The sequence below is a fragment of the Imperialibacter sp. EC-SDR9 genome (assembly GCF_902498805.1).
Classification (GTDB): Bacteria; Bacteroidota; Bacteroidia; order Cytophagales; family Cyclobacteriaceae; genus Imperialibacter.
Genome location: NZ_LR701586.1, coordinates 1 through 14031, shown reverse-complemented (window position 1 = coordinate 14031; position 14031 = coordinate 1). Strand labels below are relative to the sequence as shown.

The following is a 14031-nucleotide window of genomic DNA, read 5'->3' as shown; positions in this document are numbered from 1 at the left end:
TTTCCGCTAGGTATGGCTCTCCTTATGGCTATTTCATCTGTATAAAATTTACTTTTTAGCGGCCAGATCGGTCCGCCGAAGCGGGAATAGCCAAAACCTTTTGGAAGCGATAGTCGACTATTTTCCGACTTTATTCATTCCGCTGGGTATGGACTTTCCTTATGGCTATTTCATGGTTTATTTTTTCAGAGACCTTTCACAAATCTTTGGAAGGTGTTGATGAATAGTTCCTGCTCTTCCATATACCCCTCGTGGGCACTGTTTTCGAGAATGACCAGTTCCTTTTCAGTGAAATCTGGCCCTCCAATGCTGCTGTAGGCGTCGTACCCCATTTCAATGGTATTGACTCCGTCATGCCTTCCCCAAATCACCAGAGAGGGGATTTTAATTCTTTCCATGTCTTTACTGAGATTGAGCTCCAAAATATTGAAACGCTTCGCCAGGTACCGGCCATTGAAAAACAGGGCAAGGGAAAGGTAAGAATTCATCGTGCCCAAAGCACCCACTTCCGGCCCTTGCACTTCCTGATCAGAATTTCTTCTGTAGGCATTGGTATTGGACAGGTATGAGTCATATTTGAAATAATTGTCGACGACGGTCATGTCCGGTGCTGCAGCACACCAGTCTCGTGCCTCCGTCCAGTAGGCTACATCAACCCCTAGCTCAATTTGCTGCTGCGCATAGTTTTTCACAAAAACTACTGATTTGGGCAGTCCTTCGACTAAATTATGGCCGCTGTTCATGCAGATAAATCCATCTATTTTCTTTTGGTAGTCGGCGGTGCTCAGGTAGGCACTTCCCAATGCACCTCCCCAACTGATGCCGTAAATAACAATCCGGGGGTTATCGAAACGCTGCCTGATCACATCAACCACAAGATCAAGGTCGTCCACAAATTGCTCTACCGTGAAGGTGGCAGGGTCGGGATTGCCCCCGGATAGGCCAGAGCCTCTTTGGTCCCAATAAGCAAAGGCGAAGTCCTTTTCCAGTTCATGCGACACAGGCATAAATGAGGGAAGTGAAGCACTGCCTCCAGGGCCTCCATGGAGGAAAAGAATGAAGGTGCCCGAGGCAATATTGCCTTTTACAAACACCGGCATCTCAGCGCCTGCGTTTTTCACAAAGAAGTGGTCGCCCTGATAAAATGATTCCTTTTGGCAAGCCGCAAGGAGCATGAGCACCGGAATAGCAATGAGTATGGTTAGGTTTTTCATTGTTGATTGAGTTTGTAAGTGAAACCGATTTTGGCCGCTACATGCGGCAGGAAAATGCGATTGAATGAAGATTGCAGGTATACTTCGGGCCCTGCGTGAACGGCCCACCGCTGATTGTTTCTTCTGCTTCCATCCCAGCCTATCAGGAAAGATGTGTTGGGCATAAAGTGTGAGCGCCCCCAATTGGTAGCTGTCTCCACACCACCCTCTTCAGCTCTTTGGTACAAGGAACCCGCAGCCCATGTATGCATGTAGCCAACGCCCAGGTTGATGTCGGCGAACACGGAGCCGATGGTCAACCGGAAGCCAAAAGCTGTTTTCAGAAAAACCGATGAGTTGTTCCAGCGATGCCAGAAGCCGCCAAGGTCAGTGTCCCAATGCAGCGTAGCCCACTCGTTTTCAGCTACGGTGTAGTCCACCCCTACGCTCAGACCAGGATGGAGCACCAGCTCTCCGAAGTAGTCGGCTTTGAGCGCCAGCCTGTCCCCAAACCTTGTTTTCAGTTTTGCCTTAGTGCCCTCTCTCTGTTGAGCAAAAGCTGAAGAAGAGCACACCAGCAAAATCAAAAATGTTAATCGTGTGATTTTCATAGCCCTTTGAGTTTTGATTCAAAGAACGGATGCCTGACCGTAGCGGACGTTCGGGATTGGGGTGACCGTGTTCGGAATCATGATTCCGAACAACTTTTGAGAAGAAGGAGGTGAAAAAGACTAGGCCTTCAGAAACTCGCTTGGGGTAAGGCCGGTTTGCTGTTTGAAATAGGTATTGAAAACTGTTTTGGAATTGAAGCCACAATTGTAGGCTAATCCTTCAATGGTAAAGTTGTCGTTCCTGGGATCTTTGGCGATTTTTTTGAACTCTTCGATGCGGTATTGATTGACAAAGCTGTTGAAGTTTTTGCCAATGGTGTCATTGAGCAGCCACGACAGTTGGTTTGCTTTCGTTTCCAGTTGATCCGCCAACGAACGCAAGGTAAGTTCCGGATTTAGGTAAGGTTTACTTGTTTCGATCAGTAGCTCCAGCCTGGTTTTGAGAGCAGCGGCAGCAGTTGCATCAAGTATGGGTTTCTTGTCCACAGGGGCACCCGTTACTTCGAATAACTCCGCAGGAAAAAGTTTCTGATGAAAGTTCGAATAGCGTGGATCCGCTTTTATTGGGTTGACCAGTGGATCTGAATACCTCATCAATAAAAGCGGGGAGGGTGATTTCAAGGTGTTTTCTACAAAGGCAAATGCTTTATTGCTATTACCAGTTGAGGCAGCCAGTAAAAACAGATAGGAGTCCGCTACAAAATCATCGATACCGTTCGCTCTCTGTTCCAATAATTTGGTGAATTTTCCGGCATTGACTGAATCACCTTTTAACGCATAGGCAAGGGCGCTTAAACCTATCTTTTCAGCAGTTACAACGATCTGAGTGGGCAAGGCGTCAAAATAGTCAATCACCTCATCATACCTTTCAGTTTTGAGCAGACAGTAAGCTTTCACAGAATGTACGGGGACATTCATCGGGTTCGCTTCCAGGCATGCATCTAACTGGCTTATGGAGGAGGCATAATTTTCAGACATGTACTCGACATAGGCATTGTAAAACTGCGTTTCCTGAGAAAGTGGGTCAATACTCAGCGCATGCGACAAGTGTTTTTTTGCTTCTGATTTCCTTCCTGCCAGAATGTGGAGAAATGACATTAAATGACGGGACTCCACATAATTTGGATTTATTCTCACCGCTTTGGAAGCGTTCTCAAATGCTTCACTGTAACTGCCCCTGGTATAAAAAGCCAGATTGGCCAGTTGATAGTAGGCGCTGGGGAGTTTATCATCAATAGTTAAAGCGTGCTGGATGAGCTCCGAACACTTGTCCCAACCTTCGGCATAAGGGATAATCCCGATCGTAGCTAGAAAACTATAGGCACCAGCCAACCCCACCATTGACTCAGCATGATTAGCATCTATTTCCACAGCCTTCCTGTAAAACTCCATGGATTGCCTGACATCTTCAGGGTTCCATTTATTGAAAGTTTGTCGCCCTTTGAGGAAAAGTTTGTAAGCATCCACGCTTCGGGTATTGGGCAGGACAAGGTGTTCCTGAATTTCAAAATGGCCTAAGTGCTCTCGCAACCGTTCAGCCACCAACAAGCTGATCTCATCCTGAACCTCAAATATGTTGTCCAATTGCCTATCCCAGCTTTTAGACCAAAAATGAAAGTCTTCGACAGCATCAATCAGCTGCGCTGTAATTCGGATGTTATTACCTGAAAGCCGAACACTCCCTTCAAGGATAGTAGAAACTCCAAGCGCTTTTCCAATCTCAGAAATCGGAATGTTTTTCCCTTTGAAGTAGAATGCAGATGTTCTGGAACTGACTTTCAGTCTGTCGATCTGTGCCAATGCATTGATAATCTCCTCAGTAATACCATCGCTGAAATACTCGTTTTCCTCGCTCGCACTCATATTCACGAACGGAAGAACCGCAATGCTGATTTTATCAGATATGTTAGGAGCAGTAGTCAAATAATCCTCTTCGTGGCCTCTTTCATTTCGAAATGGACCGTACCCAAATAGAAATGAGCGGTTATTTTAAGGTTGGCGACAATGCCCAACCCGTGCGCCGGATTTTACAATGCAGTTAATTGCTCATCGGCAAATAGCCACTCAACCGATATCGGTTGTTAAAAATAGGCGTTGCGGCGGAGAATCCAAGCCAGCCACACTCAACTAACCTGAACATTCCAATAATTATGAAAATTATTCACCACTCATGCTTCGATACGAGGCCATGTCCAAGCATAACGGATAATCAGACTAAGAAGAGCTACTTCTACAACGGCGCCAAACACCATGTGCATCCATGCCTCGCCAGCCAGGTTAAACAACGTATAAGGAATATACACCGTGGCAATAACGATGTTTGCCCAACGATTTGCTTTATGCGGCAAGGCAACGGAAAGGAAAATCATCAGTGCCGGAATTGTCACTGAGGCGAGTGCAAGCAAAAGAAATCCTTGCGTAATATCGAATACAAACACCTTCCCCGCCAGCATACCTTCTATCTTGCCAGGCATGTACAGAGCGAAATAATCAACATAAATATAGAGAAACATAAAGCTCGCCCACAGCGTAGCGAGCTTCAATTTCAAACTGACTTTGATGTCATGCAGTGTTTCCTGTGTGCTCATAAGTCATCAACTAAAAATTAAACCCAAAGTGAAATCCCGGTTCTCCGAAGATGAACTTGGGCCATTTGTCATCCAACTGTTTAAACCCGTCGGGTAGTGTTGTGTGATAAGCACGATGGGTGATGGCAATAGATGGCTGAATAAAAAATTTATCCTTAAAAAGTTTGATGTGATAACCAGCACGGTACGTATTGAAAACCTGAAAGCCATTGTCAATTTTATCGCCGTCCTCATTCGCAAAATTTTGCAGCGTAGGCATCACATTAAGCTCGGCATACAAGCCTTTCCAGAAAAATCGCTGGTAGGCCACCGATAAGCCAAATTCACGCACATATCCCGGGAATTTTTCTTCATCCTTTCCGTATGCCTTGTTTAGAAATGGGTGAATACCATTTGGCCATGCATATTTCCAGGTTTTTGGTTCTATTGTGATAACATCTTTTCCTGTAATCCGATAGCCCAGGTTGAGTTGAGCAAAGTTGGGTGGGTTCACACCGGCCAAATTACCTAACAGAAATATCGTGCTACCAACGAAGTACCGCTTGTAAGTGCTGTCTTGTTTGGCGTACTGTGCTTTTAGATGGGGCGTGCTTATCATCAATATGACAAGAACAACGAATAGAATTTTCTTTTTCATTTGAGTCTTTGCTTGTGTTAAACGATATGGAAAAAGTGGATTGGCGGGACACGACAAATCGTTCCCTTTGTTTTAGATCACCTGCATTCAGCAGCGAAACTGCCTCTTTGAGTTCGATGCCGTCAGGGCGGGTCCGGTGAAAAAGTATTGGGGTAATGGCTCGACATGGATGCTAAAACTTGAATCCTAAATCAAGCCCGGGTTGAATAAAGTAGTTAGGCCACTTTTGTTCAACAGCTATAAAAGAATCCGGAACACCGGTTCTCAGAGGCCAATAACTACATCCGATAGCTGGTTCAAAAAAGAAACGATCTTTGAAAAACTTAAATTGATACCCTAGGTAGAAGTCGGTATATAGCGTAAATCCGTTTCCAATCTTCTTTTTATCCTCATCCATGTATTTCTCAAAAGCATTCAATACATAAAGAGATGTATAGGCTCCTTTCCACCAAAACCGCTGGTACCCAATTTGAGGAGCAAGTATGCGTGCATGGCCTGGATAGTTGAGCCCTGGCCCATCAAAATCCGGCCCGAAAGGGATACCTAGTGGCCACGCATACTTAGACTTTTTAAACCTAAATTGAATAACATCTTTGGGTGTAATCCTATATCCTGCGTTTACTTGTATATACCCAGGATTGTTAGTGCCATCCAAATTGCCTAAGAGTAATAGCGTACTGCCAACAAACCATTTTTTATAAGTACTGTCTTGTTTGGCCGATTGAGCTTTGAGTGGTAAGAAGCTTGTCAGCAATAAGGCGAGGCCAATGACCAGAATTTTCTTTTGCATATCTTTTTTTGGTGAAAATGATGCTGCAAAAGTAGATGGGCAGGCAGGCTCAAAACGTTCACTTAAGTTAAGAAACGACTCCTACCCTTTGTCTTTCTCTAAAATCCTTGCCCGTAGCCTACTCAATGATTGTGGTTTTATGCCGAGATAGCTTGCCAGCTGGTGCTGCGGAACCCGTTGAAGAAGGTCTGGGCGTGATCGCATCAAATTCAGGTATCGCTGCTCAGGGGAAGAAGTCTTAAACCCGTCGAAGTCTATTTGGTGTTTGGCCAACAACTCTTCCGACATTTTTCTGCACATGATTTCAAACTTTGGAAATTTAGCGTTGATCTCTGCTTCCATATCTAAATTTGAAACTGTAAGAATAGTGTCTTCAACACAACTGATGTAATAGTCAGAGGGCGCTTTGTTGATCACACAATGAGGTGTTAGGGCGTCCATTTCTGTGTAGAAAGCAGTAGTTCTTTCTTCTCCGTCTATGATGTAGTAAGTCCGGATACAGCCTTTTAGGACAAAGTAGCTGTTTTTCGATCGTTGTCCTTTGCTGAGTAAAACAGAGCCTTTTTTTACCGAACGAAAAATATCTACAGAATTGATAGCGTTCTTCTCCTCTTCGGTCAGGGTAATGTATTTTGCTATAAAGTCAAATAGTATGTCTTGCATTGTTTTTTAGGCTGTTGCTTTTTTGGTACTCCTGTCACCGGTTTAGCTAAACTGGTTTTAATGCTGTTTTGTTGCGTGTAGTTTTTTGCTCGTCTTTTCGCCACCATATTCATTTTATTGCTTTTGCAATTTGGCGACTTCAATTGAAATGAAATCCGGCAAATAACTTGGCGTACAATTTTTGGTAACAACGTCATCCTTATATGTCCCGCAGCTTCCAATGACGATGGGTGTCAAGAGCAAAAGATGGTTCATACTCGATAACAAAGAGAAATGTAAAGACGTGATGGAGGTGGGTTTGTTTTACCATCTAGATTTAACACGAGGGTTTATCGCAAACTGTTAAATTATATTCCAATTGATAAATCGTAATGGTGTTTTCCATACCTGTCTATACGACTATAAGTACCTTGGCTAATGCAGCTAAAAATCATTTCCACAAATGCTTTGGATTGCTCGCTAAATTCCTTTTCTCTGATAGAATAAAATATACCATCTATGTTTCCAATTTCGTCGATGAAAATTAGAAGTTCAGCATGTACTTCGTCCGCCAAACGCTTTGCCAATGGAGCATCACATTCCCACTCATCAATAAGAATTGAGAACATATGGAAATAAGCGGAATCAAGGCCCTTGACTTTGCGCTTTGGGTAGGCTCTCTTTAACGTTCGAATTTTGGCTTCGGATTTTAAATTGTCAAGAGTTCCAAAGTAGAATTCTCCACTTCGCTTGACACTTGTGTTTTCCAATATGTCAGTTAGCTGTAAACCTTGACAATAAGCCTTGGATAAAGAAGAAAATAGGAAAATTAATAGAAATACCCTGCTCATTGAAGAATCGTAACAATCAACTAAATGGGTGTGGAAATTTTAAGCGGTAACGCCTCGATCACCACTTAGCCCTGTCTCCCGACACGCAGGCACACCGATGATAAAATTAGCTTTTGTGGCGGACAATCCAAGCCAACTTCACGCTGACAACAAGTGAAGCCCACATTCATTTTTTTGTGTTATATGTTTTCACTGAAGCTGCGTATGGATGTGATCATCGTGTCGGACAGCCTGACAACCGTGAAATCTAATTTTATCTAACTGATTTAGATGCCATCGCTCTTTAAGATGCGGCTCTATGAAAACTTTGCCTGTTGCTTGATGTTCAACAAGCAAACTAATAAGTTCAACAGTCCTTTCGACATCCAATTTGTAGTCATCTTTATTCCACTGCGGAACAAAGGCGGAAAGTAGTCCATATTGAAAGTAGCCTTTTTCCCGGCACATCGTTGGGTAGTCCAACTCTCCATCTGCAGGCTCATCATAAACTCCGTATCCGATGAAGCTTGGAGCTGAGTCAGTTCGAGTATTGTTTTGAAGGTAGTAAAATGCCAGATCCAACTTCTTTCCGTCATTGTGACTCAAATGGGGAAGTAGTGGGAATCGGTCAAAAAAAGGAAAGTTAGCGTCGAGATAGTTAGTTTTTGTGCCGTCAAATTTCGCTTCCATCCGATTTGCTATCTGCTCCATTTGTTCTTTCAGTTGGGGTCTAACATAGTGCCTGTTAAGTAAGCAGGTTAAGTAGTTCAGCGGTCTCAAGTTGCCAGTCAGAGGTAGTGGAGTCCGTCCGAAGGCAGGCGCCACAATTGGTAGAATCAAAAGAGAGAAGACTAGATAGCCGACCAAGAAAAGTCCTAGGCTAGAGAGTTTGCTGAGTCGATAGGCCTTAGTGAGGGTTAAGGTCAGAATGTAAATCAGACCTCCGATCTGAGTAATCGCCGTTAAAGTGAAGATTGCGATGAAATGCAGAGAGAGTTTGAAGAGGGCTTTCAAGGTTCGACTATTACATAGATATCGCCTGCCTAAAATGAGTGTGGGAGTTTAATGCAGCTCCGCTTCCAATCCATCTTAGCCACGCCTTGCCCACCGTAGCTTTAGCGAAGGTAGGGCGATATTAAAATTATAAATTGTGGCGGGGCAATCCAAGCCAACTGCCCTATGACATCGGGTGAAGCCCACATTCACTTTACTGTTGTGTTAGGCACATTTATTATTGTTGTCTGGCAGTAAAGCGTTTTATGCTAGTGTCGTCCAATACTTCACTTAGTGACATTGGTTCCCTTATGATGCATCCATCACAGAAATAGACAAGAAGTCCAGACTCCTTTACTTGGCTCATTTTGGTCTTGATGTCAGTGTCCAATTCCGTCCCGTTGGCTTGTAGTAAGGAGAATCCCAAATACGAGTAGGCCTGTCTGACGGGGTTGATACTAAATAGCCAGTTTTTAAGTTCGTCGGTATTGGGTGCCTGAACAAGTGTAAGCATCTTCTTTCCCTCCTCGGGCATTTGTCCGGCAGCCCCGCAGCCATAACCGAATGTCGTCCTGTTTGGCAGACGTTCTAAATGGTCTGGATCAAATGAAGGAAAGGAAAAAGTACTATCTAGCTTGCTCTGAAGAATCTGATGATCAAACCCGTCAAATTCGTCATTGATATCCCATGAGTATATCTCGGAATAAAATATTTTCCCGTTAATGGAAAGAGTCAGGAGGGCAATTCGTCCGATTTTTTTTCCTTTAGCCGGCCGCCAATTTGTCTGTGTTATGTCTGAATTTAGCTGATCAGTGTGCTCTACATAAAATTTTTGCTTGCCACCTATCTGCTCAACTTCGTTGATCGTCTTGGCAGCTAATGCTTGGCTAACTGCTAATTCTTGATCAGATTGAGCAAGCACCTGAGTTGCAACTAGCAGAAGAATCGATATGTGCACGAATATTTTCGTCATGTATGCTTTTGTGCCTAACGACTAGCTATGCAGCGTGGGGATTGGTAAGAGTTACCGCTGCCGTCCGCAAATAGCCACGCCGATGAATAAAAATACACAAAGTGGCGGGGACAGCAATCCCTACGACCATTTCCTTGCTGCTTAGGCCCCATGCTGTCTTAGGTGCGTGTTGTGAGGCTTTTTCACTACGGCTGAGCAGTTTTCACATTTAGATGTCCACCCACGGCTCTAAGAACTTTTAGGATGGTTTCAAATTGTGGTTTTGATCCATGTGCAAGCGCTTTGTATAAACTTGGACGACTTAGCCCTGTCTCAGCTGCAATTTTGGACATTCCCTGAGCTTTTGCGACATGTCCAAGGGCGGCTATTATGTCCGATGTCTCGCCTTCTTCTAGCACGTTGTTCAGATATTCTGCAATCATAACGTCGTCATCTAAATATTCGGCTATATCAAATTTTGTCGTCTTCATGTTGTTCATGTTAGTCAAATGCATTTTTGTAGTCTTCCCATAATTGCTTGGCTTTACCAATGTCCTTTTGCTGAGAAGACTTATCTCCACCATTAATTAAGAGGACAATCCGACCGTTGACGTCCTTTAAATACACACGATAACCTTTCCCGTAGTGAATTCGTAATTCACTTAAACCCTGTCCGACTGGTTCACAGTCCCCAAAGTTACCGTGTTCTTCTATGCGCTGAATTCTGAAAAGTATTTTGGCTTTTGCACGGCTATCTTTTAGCTTTTTAAGCCACTTATCGAATTCATCTGTCTTTTCTACAGAATACATACGTAAATGTATTCACTTGGATACATTTTTGCAATTGACGGGTAATAGAAAGATGGAATAGGGGGGAATGCTTCACAACGCCTAGCTAAAATGAGTATGCACCCCAGTTGCTAGATACGGTTAAGTTTCTATTTAATAAAAATCTTTCAAAATGCTCAGTTCGCATATTCATTTTTAGCATTTGTTGGCGGTATGTCTTTAGTTCGTCCAGTTCTCAAGAGTGCCATTATCTTCTACCCAAATCTCCAAATAAACTTGTTCCTCAATGGGTTTGCCAGCTCTTTTTAGAATGTCAAATTTGAGGTGTTCCAATCTGGACTTTATGGTTCGAATACAATAGTTATATTCAGGCATATCCCAAAATTCTTTTATTTCTTTCTTGGTTTGATATTCTGCCATGACGACATCAGCAATTTCACCTTTCTTATCAATAGTTATCAAGTATTTCTCCGAACAATCAAATTCGTTAACATTACTCCAATTTGCTTTTTGAAGTTCGTTGAATAGTAACGTTGACAGAGTGTCGTCATACCTTCTGTTTAACCGGTTTGGTTCATCTATATAGTTCATTACTCGTGTTGTGTTGGTAACACGTCCGTTATCAATTGAAACTATCTTTTCTTCTTCAAAGCTGTGGTAAAATACCCCATCCCATCTTAGCAGGTCTCCACTGGGTAAGCTTATATCACCTGTAAACCAATTCAAATGAACTTTGCCGTTGATCAGTTGATCACCAAAGGTTTTTTTAATTCTTAGGTTGGACTGATTTATATCTATTCCAGATTTACTATGAAGTTCACCACAAGAAGTGATATGTCTTAAAAACAGGCTGTCATTTGATAATTCATATATTGCCTGATAACCTCTCCAACAGCTCGTTGATGAACCTGCTCGAAACTTAAGGCCAAACAAATCGCCTTCATTCTCTCTATTTTGAGCGTTAAAATACTCTTCAAGAATCAACCGATAAAATGCGATAGTATCTCCTTCAAAAATTAAATAATCAGGCATTTGTGGACTGGCGTTCACTTCGGTTAAACCGAGTCCTAGTGTAATGGAAAGTATAAAAGTTCTGATGAATTTCCGCATTGCTCAATTACCGCCAACGACTGGCTATGGCGAGTGGGATGGTTTTATGCACTTCGCTTCCCACTTGCACTTAGCCACGCCAATGATAAATTTAACTTTTGTGGCGGAGAAACCAAGCCAATAGCGGTCAGGTTACCGGTGAGGGCCCCATTCGCTATAACTTTGTGTTGGCGGTATTTTTTGTCATCGAAGCCCGCCCAGGTGTGTATCATAAGTTGGGTTGTTTGCCAGCCAGTTTTATCAATGTGCCTGGTACTAAGATTCTGAGCGTTGATTCTCCAGTTTCTAAGTTCTGATTTGTCATCCAATGAAGTTAGAGCCATTGCAGATCGTGGGCAGCAGTTAATTCCTTTTGACCTTTTCGCCTTGTTTGTTGAAATGTGTAACCTTGTATTTGGTATTTTTCCACTCTTCTTCCATAAGAATAGGCAGTCGAAAATCTAGTGTGTAAATTCTAAATAGAACCTGATTAACGGGATCGTCGGTTATGATAGGTCGTTTACCAAGTATTGTGTTGAGTTCTTCCTCAGATAGTTCGAAATAAGTAACACGCCTTACCAATGAATTGCCTTGAAAGTACTCTGTACTAATGAGCTGTTTTCCTGGCACTAGATGGTGTACCGTTCTATTTCCGTTGGTGCCTGAGATTGAGTAATCTGTTCCTAGACAGGCTGAGTTGTAGTTGATGACTTTAGCCCAAGTATACGTGTCCTTTTTACGAGTTTCAATTATTTGATTACTGGATACGAGTTTAAATGTCGCCTTTTTGTGAGTGAATCGATCGTCCAGTATGAGAGTCGAGTCATTTGCTAACTTCCAAGGTACGCTGTTCGTTAGTTCAGGAGAATAGTCTTTGGCTGCATTGAAGTCAAAGTGTGTTATAAAATGAAATGTCGAGTCACATCGAAGTTCCAGGTAAATTAAGGTTGGACCAGTATCCAGTTGATATATTCCATAGATTGATGCAGGCTGTGAGAAGCCGGACAAAGTAATTGCCAACAGTGTTATATTGAGAAAGACTTTCATTCGCAGGAAATTACCGCCAACGTCCAGCTATGATGAGTGGGGATTAGAAAGCACTAACCTCTCGTCTCGTACATAGCCACGCCTTGGTTTAAATTTAAAACTTGTGGCGGACTTTCCAATCCCCACGAAACTATCCTGACCGATGAAACCCCATTCATTCATAGCATTTGTTATACACTTTGAATCAATCCAGCTTTTTCCGCCTTTGCCGTTAGATAATTAATGAAACTGCTACAAGTCACTAGCATGTAAAGAGCATCTTCTTGGTCAAGAGAGTCAGCATCCATCATAGCATGTCTGATTCCATCTCCATCACTTGTGTAGCCATATAGTTTTGTAAATCCTTGTTCTAATGCACCATGTAGTGGCATTTTTGACTTCAGTAGTTTCAATGTCTTCCCAAGTTCTGTAGAAGGTTCACCAGAAATTACTTGACATAATGATTCTACTGCGGAAATTGACTCTTTTATTGAGTTACGATAATCAGGGTTCTTTTTGTCTCCTAGCTTTTCAAGAGCAGAGTTCAAGTGAATTGTAACACCATTAAATTTTCGATTTGTGGCATTTTCAATTGCTGATTCAATGGCTTTTATCTCATGTTCATTAGTAATAGGAGTTAAAAGTTTATTGACAAACCTGTAGCCTGAAAGTTCTCGCTTTAAAATTAAATTACATGAATCAATGAATCCATCAATAGGGAATTCACAGTTCTCATTTGCTATGAAATCTATAAAATCATATAAGTCCAAGTAATCCCAGTTATAAAAGCGTTCTCGAAATATTTTCACAATTCGTTGAGTGCCATATGGGATTGTATCAAGAGGTTCTTTAAAAAAAGAAAACCATATAGACCTTATAAGAGTTTGGTGGCGGGAAGATGAGATATATTGAGCGTTCTCTAGTTCATCAATAAACCAAATGTTCAGCACATTCCAGAGACCATTTCTTAAATCTTGATCAACATAGTCGTGTTGGATCGTGGTTTTTGGTTCCCTTTTATTTATACGCTCAGAAAATCTTGCCATGCAGTAATTGTGTATAACGACTAGCTAAGCAGCGTGGGGATTGGTAAGAGATACCGCTGCCGTCCGCAAATAGCCACGCCGATGATAAAAATACACAAAGTGGCGGGGACTGCAATCCCCTCTGCGATTTCCTTGCAGGTGAGGCCCCATGATGTCTTAGGTTTGTGTTGTATGGCTTTATTGGTACTTCCAAATTTTCTCACTCTTGTCCCAGTGCCATCGATCTGTAATGGGAATCGGGATATCTAGATGATAGTCCTTATCGTTCAGAAAGTAGCTGAACCGGTTCACTTGGTATGCAGCTGGCAAAACTTCATTCAAGGATGCTTCGTCCAGGTCAGCCAAGTCGGCTGGATAATGTCCGTTCGCTACTTTGTAGTCCTCAAGTCGTTTCGATATTATCTGTCCACTGGTATCCCGCTGGTCTGTGTCCCATTTCAGAATCGGCTTGGTAGCGAAATAGCCTACATAAGCCCCAATAGCTAGACCGTTTGTCCAAATTAGCAGATTTCCGAGTCGTTGACCCTTGAAGAACTTGTAACTCGAAAGTAAAAGTGTGATTGGTCCAGCAACCGCTGCAAGAAGAACCAGCAACATGACTGGTAGCAAAAGAAATTCTGAACCAGCGTAAAAGACTCCGCCAAGATAATAAAGGACAACAAAAGCTGCTGTTAGTAGTCCGATGACTATGATTTTCTTCATTCCTGCAATGCCATACAACAATATAGTGTTTTAGAGCCAGTTTGTCCAAAGATAAACCAATCGGTTTAATGCTGGGTCGGTAAAGACAAATTGGCTCTAAAACAGCGTTGAACGGGGCTCCTGGGTGCTATGGGGGTAGTTAG

The 14031-nt window shown here is 42.7% G+C and carries 16 protein-coding genes; all 16 read right to left on the bottom strand.

The genetic code is table 11. The features are described 5' to 3' along the window. Positions 1-185: 185 nt before the first annotated feature. The gene (locus tag GC130_RS14555) at positions 186-1214 is read right to left on the bottom strand and encodes an alpha/beta fold hydrolase (RefSeq protein ID WP_151999061.1); all 1029 of its coding nucleotides are present in this window, start codon (positions 1212-1214) and stop codon (positions 186-188) included. Continuing rightward, on the bottom strand, positions 1211-1804 hold the full coding sequence (locus GC130_RS14550; protein WP_151999060.1) for a hypothetical protein: 594 nt from the start codon (positions 1802-1804) through the stop codon (positions 1211-1213). The genes GC130_RS14555 and GC130_RS14550 overlap by 4 nt, the downstream gene beginning before the upstream one ends. 120 nt (positions 1805-1924) lie before the next feature. Next, a complete protein-coding gene (locus GC130_RS14545) occupies positions 1925-3667 on the bottom strand; it encodes a helix-turn-helix domain-containing protein (RefSeq protein ID WP_201568636.1) in 1743 nt (580 codons plus the stop codon). 305 nt (positions 3668-3972) lie between these two features. Beyond that, positions 3973-4392: a DUF6326 family protein gene (locus GC130_RS14540; protein ID WP_151999059.1), complete on the bottom strand. Its 420-nt coding sequence runs from the start codon at positions 4390-4392 to the stop codon at positions 3973-3975. A 10-nt stretch (positions 4393-4402) separates the two neighbouring features. Continuing rightward, positions 4403-5029, bottom strand: a complete 627-nt coding sequence (locus tag GC130_RS14535; protein WP_151999058.1) for a hypothetical protein — start codon at positions 5027-5029, stop codon at positions 4403-4405. Between the two features lie 172 nt (positions 5030-5201). Next, on the bottom strand, positions 5202-5819 hold the full coding sequence (locus tag GC130_RS14530) for a hypothetical protein (protein ID WP_151999057.1): 618 nt from the start codon (positions 5817-5819) through the stop codon (positions 5202-5204). A gap of 81 nt (positions 5820-5900) precedes the next feature. Then, the gene (locus GC130_RS14525) at positions 5901-6482 is read right to left on the bottom strand and encodes a Crp/Fnr family transcriptional regulator (RefSeq protein WP_151999056.1); all 582 of its coding nucleotides are present in this window, start codon (positions 6480-6482) and stop codon (positions 5901-5903) included. Positions 6483-6829: 347 nt separating this feature from the next. Next, complete coding sequence (locus tag GC130_RS14515) at positions 6830-7312, bottom strand: hypothetical protein (RefSeq protein WP_151999055.1); 483 nt, start codon at positions 7310-7312, stop codon at positions 6830-6832. Between the two features lie 189 nt (positions 7313-7501). Then, the gene (locus GC130_RS28880; RefSeq protein ID WP_201568638.1) at positions 7502-8002 is read right to left on the bottom strand and encodes a hypothetical protein; all 501 of its coding nucleotides are present in this window, start codon (positions 8000-8002) and stop codon (positions 7502-7504) included. Between the two features lie 520 nt (positions 8003-8522). Continuing rightward, on the bottom strand, positions 8523-9257 hold the full coding sequence (locus GC130_RS14505) for a hypothetical protein (RefSeq protein ID WP_151999053.1): 735 nt from the start codon (positions 9255-9257) through the stop codon (positions 8523-8525). A gap of 185 nt (positions 9258-9442) precedes the next feature. Continuing rightward, positions 9443-9727, bottom strand: coding sequence for an addiction module antidote protein (locus GC130_RS14500; protein WP_151999052.1), 285 nt, complete (start codon positions 9725-9727; stop codon positions 9443-9445). Between the two features lie 10 nt (positions 9728-9737). Then, positions 9738-10046: a type II toxin-antitoxin system RelE/ParE family toxin gene (locus GC130_RS14495; protein WP_151999051.1), complete on the bottom strand. Its 309-nt coding sequence runs from the start codon at positions 10044-10046 to the stop codon at positions 9738-9740. A 198-nt stretch (positions 10047-10244) separates the two neighbouring features. Beyond that, positions 10245-11135 carry a hypothetical protein gene (locus GC130_RS14490; RefSeq protein ID WP_151999050.1) on the bottom strand — a complete coding sequence of 297 codons (891 nt, stop codon included), beginning with the start codon at positions 11133-11135 and terminating at the stop codon, positions 10245-10247. 342 nt (positions 11136-11477) lie between these two features. Next, entirely contained in the window at positions 11478-12161 is a 684-nt protein-coding gene (locus GC130_RS14485) for a hypothetical protein (RefSeq protein WP_151999049.1), read from the bottom strand. A gap of 170 nt (positions 12162-12331) precedes the next feature. Next, positions 12332-13186, bottom strand: a complete 855-nt coding sequence (locus GC130_RS14480; RefSeq protein WP_151999048.1) for an AbiJ-NTD4 domain-containing protein — start codon at positions 13184-13186, stop codon at positions 12332-12334. 177 nt (positions 13187-13363) lie between these two features. Continuing rightward, the gene (locus GC130_RS14475) at positions 13364-13888 is read right to left on the bottom strand and encodes a hypothetical protein (RefSeq protein ID WP_151999047.1); all 525 of its coding nucleotides are present in this window, start codon (positions 13886-13888) and stop codon (positions 13364-13366) included. Positions 13889-14031: the final 143 nt, after the last annotated feature.

Bases quoted from the DNA above. Each gene is read 5' to 3' on its own strand.
- GC130_RS14480 (WP_151999048.1), bottom strand. From the start codon at position 13,186: ATGGCAAGATTTTCTGAGCGTATAAATAAAAGGGAACCAAAAACCACG.
- GC130_RS14475 (WP_151999047.1), bottom strand. From the start codon at position 13,888: ATGAAGAAAATCATAGTCATCGGACTACTAACAGCAGCTTTTGTTGTC.
- GC130_RS14485 (WP_151999049.1), bottom strand. From the start codon at position 12,161: ATGAAAGTCTTTCTCAATATAACACTGTTGGCAATTACTTTGTCCGGC.
- GC130_RS14530 (WP_151999057.1), bottom strand. From the start codon at position 5,819: ATGCAAAAGAAAATTCTGGTCATTGGCCTCGCCTTATTGCTGACAAGC.
- GC130_RS14490 (WP_151999050.1), bottom strand. From the start codon at position 11,135: ATGCGGAAATTCATCAGAACTTTTATACTTTCCATTACACTAGGACTC.
- GC130_RS14550 (WP_151999060.1), bottom strand. From the start codon at position 1,804: ATGAAAATCACACGATTAACATTTTTGATTTTGCTGGTGTGCTCTTCT.
- GC130_RS14495 (WP_151999051.1), bottom strand. From the start codon at position 10,046: ATGTATTCTGTAGAAAAGACAGATGAATTCGATAAGTGGCTTAAAAAG.
- GC130_RS14545 (WP_201568636.1), bottom strand. From the start codon at position 3,667: ATGAGTGCGAGCGAGGAAAACGAGTATTTCAGCGATGGTATTACTGAG.
- GC130_RS14515 (WP_151999055.1), bottom strand. From the start codon at position 7,312: ATGAGCAGGGTATTTCTATTAATTTTCCTATTTTCTTCTTTATCCAAG.
- GC130_RS14500 (WP_151999052.1), bottom strand. From the start codon at position 9,727: ATGAAGACGACAAAATTTGATATAGCCGAATATTTAGATGACGACGTT.
- GC130_RS14505 (WP_151999053.1), bottom strand. From the start codon at position 9,257: ATGACGAAAATATTCGTGCACATATCGATTCTTCTGCTAGTTGCAACT.
- GC130_RS14540 (WP_151999059.1), bottom strand. From the start codon at position 4,392: ATGAGCACACAGGAAACACTGCATGACATCAAAGTCAGTTTGAAATTG.
- GC130_RS28880 (WP_201568638.1), bottom strand. From the start codon at position 8,002: ATGGAGCAGATAGCAAATCGGATGGAAGCGAAATTTGACGGCACAAAA.
- GC130_RS14525 (WP_151999056.1), bottom strand. From the start codon at position 6,482: ATGCAAGACATACTATTTGACTTTATAGCAAAATACATTACCCTGACC.
- GC130_RS14555 (WP_151999061.1), bottom strand. From the start codon at position 1,214: ATGAAAAACCTAACCATACTCATTGCTATTCCGGTGCTCATGCTCCTT.
- GC130_RS14535 (WP_151999058.1), bottom strand. From the start codon at position 5,029: ATGAAAAAGAAAATTCTATTCGTTGTTCTTGTCATATTGATGATAAGC.